We start from the raw sequence: 5,205 nt of genomic DNA, 5'->3' as shown, positions 1-5,205 counted from the left end.
GGGCCCGACCCCGGGCCCGACCCCGACCGGGACGGCGCCCCGGTGGCCGGTGAGCCGTGGGTGGCGGGGGAGTCGCTGGTGTGGTGCCTGGCCGCGGGCCTGGTGCTGCTGGCGTTGGGGACCCTGACCGGTCGCCCGGACGTCGCGGTCATCGGGGTCCCCCTGGTGCTGGGGTCGTTGCTGCCGTTGTGGTCCCGTCCGCGTGGCCCGGTGTGGGCGGACGTCGACCGCGCCACCGGTGACTCCTCCCGTGCGGACGGGGACGGGGACAGCGGGCGGGGTGCGGGTGGGCGTCCGGTGCTGCGCGCGGTCCTGCGCCTGGTCGCGCCACCTGGGGGGGACGGGGTGCGGGTCCGGGTCTCGCGCCCCGGGTACGAGCACGTGGAGGCCGTGGTCCACGTGCCGTTGCGGCGCGAGCTGGACCTGGCGGCGGCGTCGGTGCGCACCGGTGTGCAGGAGACGTTCACCGTCGAGCACCAGGGCATCGGGGCGGGTGCGCACCTGACCGGTCCGGTGGACCGGACCGAACCTGAGCAGGTGCTGGTGCTGCCGCGTGGTCGCACCATGCCGGGGCTGCCGTTGCCGCGCCGGTTGCGCGGGCTGACGGGGCAGCACGAGTCCCGGCGCCCGGGCGACGGTGGGGGCCTGCGGGACGTGCACCCCTTCAGCCCGGGTGACAGCCCGCGGCGGGTGGACTGGCGGGTGACGGCCCGACGGTCGCCGGACCTGGACGAGTTGTACGTCCGGCGCACCGTGTCCCTGGCCGAGGCCGTCGTGACCCTGGTGGTGGACTCCCGCGACGACGTGGGGCCCGACCCGTCGACGTGGAGCGGGCAGCGTCCCATCCGGCCCGACGACGCGACGTCCTTGGACCTGGCGAGGCAGGCGGCGGTGACCGTCGCCGAGGGGTACCTGGCGGCGGGGGACCGCGTCGGTGTGGAGGACCTGGGTGTGCGGCGCCGGGCGCTGCGACCGGGGGCGGGCCGTCGGCAGCTGGACCGGGTGGTGCACCAGCTGGCGCTGCTGCGCCCCGAGGGCGACCCGCCGCGGCGTCTGCGCCCCCCGCAGATCCCGTCGGGGGCGCTGGTGTTCGTGTTCTCCACGTTCCTGGACGGTGAGGCCGCGTCGTTGGCGCAGGTGTGGCACCGCCACGGGCACCGGGTGGTCGCCGTGGACGTCCTGCCCCGGGTGCGGCAACGGACCCTGGACCGTCGTGAGCGTCTGGCCCTGCGGATCCTGACCGTGGAGCGCGAGGACCGCATGGCGCAGGTGCTGGGCGCCGGGGTGGAGATCGTCCACTGGGCCGACCCGGCGCAGGCCACCCGCGAGATCCAGCAGCTGGCCCGCGCGCACCGCAGGCCCGGGGCGGGGGTGGGACGGTGAGCGACCGCGGTGTGGAGGAGCAGGGGTACGAGCGGCCTGCGGTCGAGCTGGGTCTGGGCCCGGTGCTCCCTGGCCGGGTGGTGCGGGTGCTGCCCGTGGTGATGATGGTGCTCGCGTCGCTGGTGGTCCTGGAGTTCGGGTGGCCCGTCGCGTGGGTGGTGGTGGCGGGGCTCGCCGCGGGGGCGGTGCTGCGGCCCCACCTGCCGCTGGCTGCCGTGCACGCGGTGCTGCTGGGGCTGTGGTCGTTCGGCTCACCGGACCTGCTGGACCGGACGTCGGGAGCCGGCGCGGGTGTGGTGCGGGCGGCGGCCCTGGTGCTGCTGGTGCACCTGGCGGTGCGGTTGTCGGCCTTGGCCCGGCACGTGACGTGGCGGTCGGTGGTGGAGGTCGCGGTCCTGACCCGGGTGCTGCGGTCGGTGATGGTGGTGCAGGTCCCGGCGCAGCTGATGCTCCTGGGGGTGGTGTGGTTGCGTGGAGGGCTGGGTGACCCCGCCGGTGACCAGGGCTGGTTGCGCCTGTGGGCGATGGTCGCGGTGCTGGTGGTCGCGGCGCTGACGGTGCCGCGCTGGTGGAGGGTGCGCAGGGTCAAGCGGGTGCCCCCGGACGAGCGTCCGGTGCAGGACTGAGGCGTCGCGGCGGCCACCGCCCGCAGCCCGTCCAGTATGTCTCGAACAGGTAACGATTGGGTGGGGTTCTCGACGGGGTGCAGCCGCTGTCACCCGGGGGGGCCGGATGGGGTCGTCCGCCCAGGTCAGGGGCGTGAAGGGACCGGACCGCCACGCCGGTACCCAGGGGGGTTCTGGCGGCGTGTCCACCTGTTGAGGTTCGCTCCCTGCCCTGCCTAGGTTGGTCGGCGCGCCATGACCATTCGGGGCGACATCCTGCGTTGTGGGCCGTTCGACGGTCCTCGGCAGTGGGGCTTTGCCTCGTCAGAACCGAAGGGAACTTCATGACGACCATGTCGAACCGCAGGCGGGCCCTGACCGCCGGCGCATCGATCCTCGCGCTGGGCCTGGTGGCTGCCTGCACCAACGACGGCGGCGCGAACGGCGAAGGTGACGCGACCGCCACGGGTGGGACGACGACGCTGCAGGCCGCTCAGAGCGCCGGCAGCATCACCGTCGGGTTCGCTGGCGAGGCCCCCTACAGCTTCGAGGACGAGAACGGCGAGCTCACCGGTGCGACGGTGGCCCTGCACCGTGAGATCTTCGCCGAGCTGGGCATCCCCGAGATCAACGGGCAGCAGGCCGAGTTCGGTCAGCTCATCCCCGGCCTGACCGCGGGCCGCTTCGACGTCATCAGCGCCGGGATGTCGATCCTGCCCGCGCGGTGCGAGCAGGCGGCGTTCAGCGAGCCGGAGTTCATGTACACCACGGCCCTGATGGTCCCCGAGGGCAACCCGGAGGGGCTGACGGACCTGTCCTCGGCCGTCGAGGCCGACGGCCTGACCATCGCGACGATGAGCGGGGCCATCGAGACCGACTACGCCGAGTCCCTCGGCCTGGACTCGATGCAGGTCGGTGGCCCGCAGGACGGGATGGACGCGGTGGCCGGTGGCCGCGCGGACGCCTTCGCCCTGACCGGCATCTCCCTGAACTGGATGGCCGACAACAACCCGGGTTCGGGTGTGGAGGTCACCGAGTCGTTCGTGCAGGAGATCGACGGCGTCCCGCAGGTCGGGGCCGGTGGCACGGTGTTCCGTCAGGACGACGGCGACCTGCTGGAGGCCTACAACGAGGTCCTGGCCGAGATCGTCGCCGACGAGGAGCGCTACCTGTCGATCGTGGGTGAGTTCGGCTTCACCGCCGAGGAGCGCCCCACCGGTGACCTCACCACCGCCGACCTCTGCGCCGGCGACATCGAGTGACCTGTAGCCCGTGCGCGGGCGGGCCCCGACCGTCCGGTGACGGACCGGTCGGGGCCCGCTCCAGGGGGACGCGCCGGGCACGGCACACCTGATCATGGACAATCTCGAAGCCCTCCAGAACGCGTGGCCGCGCCTGCTCGACGGCATCGTCATCACCCTCCAGCTGACCCTGGGCGGGGGTGCGCTGGCGTTCGCGGTGGCGGTCACCTTCGGTCTGATGGCGTTGCACGGCTCGGTGTGGGTGCGCGGCGCGGCCCGCACACTCATCGAGTTCTTCCGCGGCACGTCGCTGCTGGTGCAGCTGTTCTGGCTGTTCTACGTCCTGCCCCTGCTGGGCGTGACCTTGGAACCGGCGGTCACGGGCATCCTCGCGCTGGGCCTGAACTACGGGGCCTACGGCGCCGAGGTGGTGCGCGGGTCGATCAACGCGGTGCCCAAGGGCCAGTGGGAGGTCTCGACCGCCCTGAGCCTGCGCCCGGTGCACCGCATGCGCCGGATCATCTGGCCCCAGGCATGGGCGATCATGATCCCGTCCCTGACGAACCTGCTGATCATGCTGCTGAAGGGGACCGCGGTCGCGAACGTCATCCTGCTCCACGACCTGACCTACGTGACCGAGCAGCTGCGCCGGGCCACCGGGGACACGTTCTTCTCCTACGGCGTATCCATGATCATCTACTTCTTGATCGCGTGCGTGCTGGTGCTGGGCGCGAACGCGATCGAGGCCCGCGCCAAGCACAAGCTGGGCAGGGGGCCGTCGTTGCGTGAGGTCCTGCGACTGCGCCCGGCGCCCGTCGCCGCCAAGGGGGTGGCGTGATGGGTGAGGTGTGGAGCTGGGAGCGCGCGATCGACGTGCTGCCCGTGCTGCTCGAGGCGTTCCTCAAGGTCACGTTGGTGGCCACGGTCGTGGGGTCGATCATCGCGGCGATCCTCGGGCTGGTCGTGGCGATCGTCCGCCGGTCGGCCCCGGCGTTCATCGCCAAGCCGGTGCACTGGGTGATGCAGTTCATCCGGATGACGCCGCTGGTCGTGCAGCTGCTGTTCGTCTACTACGCGTTGCCGAGCACGGTGCCGCGGCTGTGGATCGGCATCGGGGTGCTGGGTGTCCACTACGCCTCCTACATGGCCGAGGTGTACCGGGCCGGGATCGAGTCGATCCCCAAGGGCCAGTGGGAGGCCGCCACCGCGTTGTCGATGTCACCGACCCGTACGTGGCGCAAGGTCGTGATCCCGCAGGCGTTGCGGGCGACCATCCCGGCGCTGGGCACGTGGGTGATCTCGATGTTCAAGGACACCCCCTTCCTGATGGTGATCTTCATCGTGGAGATGGTGTCCCGCGCCCAGTCCTACGGGTCCCAGGTGTTCGCCTACACGGAGGCGTTCACGATCGCAGGGCTGATCTTCCTGGCCGCGAGCTACCCGACGTCGATCCTTGTGCGCAGATTGGAAGACCGCCTTGCCTACTGACACCCCTGCCGTGCCCGACGCCACCGGTGCCTCCCCCGAGGAACGGACGCCGGTGATCGAGTTCCGGGACGTGCGCAAGACGTTCGGCAGCAACGTGGTGCTGGACGGGTTGAACTTCGCCGTCCACAAGGGCGACGTCGTGACGTTGATCGGGCCGTCGGGCTCGGGCAAGACGACGATCCTGCGTCTGGTGATGACGTTGGAGCACCTGTCGGGCGGGTTCATCTACATCGACGGTGAGCCGCTGACCCACGAGATGCGCGGGGGCAAGCGCGTGGAGCGCAAGCCCAAGGACGTCGACCGGATCCGTCGGCGCATCGGGATGGTGTTCCAGCAGTTCAACCTGTTCCCGAACATGACGGTGCTGGAGAACATCGTCGAGGCGCCCATCCACGTCCTGAAGCGCTCCAAGGCCGACGCCGAGGCGCGCGCCCGCCAGCTGCTCGAGCAGGTGGGGTTGGCGGACAAGGCCGACGCGCACCCGTTGC

At 71.6% G+C, this 5,205-nt stretch carries 6 protein-coding genes; all 6 read left to right on the top strand.

The window, feature by feature from the left end; translation table 11 throughout:
- The coding region (locus N869_RS12720) for a DUF58 domain-containing protein (protein ID WP_156968538.1) at nt 1-1,383 on the top strand (1,383 nt) is incomplete at its 5' end.
- Nucleotides 1,380-2,009, top strand: coding sequence for a hypothetical protein (locus N869_RS12715; RefSeq protein ID WP_035062241.1), 630 nt, complete (start codon nt 1,380-1,382; stop codon nt 2,007-2,009). The genes N869_RS12720 and N869_RS12715, both read left to right, overlap by 4 nt.
- Nucleotides 2,010-2,341: 332 nt before the next feature.
- On the top strand, nt 2,342-3,250 hold the full coding sequence (locus N869_RS12710; protein ID WP_035062240.1) for a transporter substrate-binding domain-containing protein: 909 nt from the start codon (nt 2,342-2,344) through the stop codon (nt 3,248-3,250).
- Between the two features lie 94 nt (nt 3,251-3,344).
- On the top strand, nt 3,345-4,067 hold the full coding sequence (ehuC, locus tag N869_RS12705; protein WP_232229726.1) for an ectoine/hydroxyectoine ABC transporter permease subunit EhuC: 723 nt from the start codon (nt 3,345-3,347) through the stop codon (nt 4,065-4,067).
- A complete protein-coding gene (gene ehuD / locus N869_RS12700) occupies nt 4,067-4,717 on the top strand; it encodes an ectoine/hydroxyectoine ABC transporter permease subunit EhuD (protein WP_035062238.1) in 651 nt (216 codons plus the stop codon). Before ehuC ends, ehuD begins: the two co-directional genes overlap by 1 nt.
- A gap of 10 nt (nt 4,718-4,727) precedes the next feature.
- Nucleotides 4,728-5,205: ATP-binding cassette domain-containing protein (locus tag N869_RS12695; protein ID WP_232229725.1), on the top strand; the 478-nt coding region annotated here is incomplete at its 3' end.

The organism is Cellulomonas bogoriensis 69B4 = DSM 16987, assembly GCF_000767165.1.
GTDB classification, from domain to species: domain Bacteria; phylum Actinomycetota; class Actinomycetes; order Actinomycetales; family Cellulomonadaceae; genus Actinotalea; species Actinotalea bogoriensis.
Note: the sequence above shows the minus strand (reverse complement) of the source record. Positions and strands in the feature narration are given on the sequence as shown.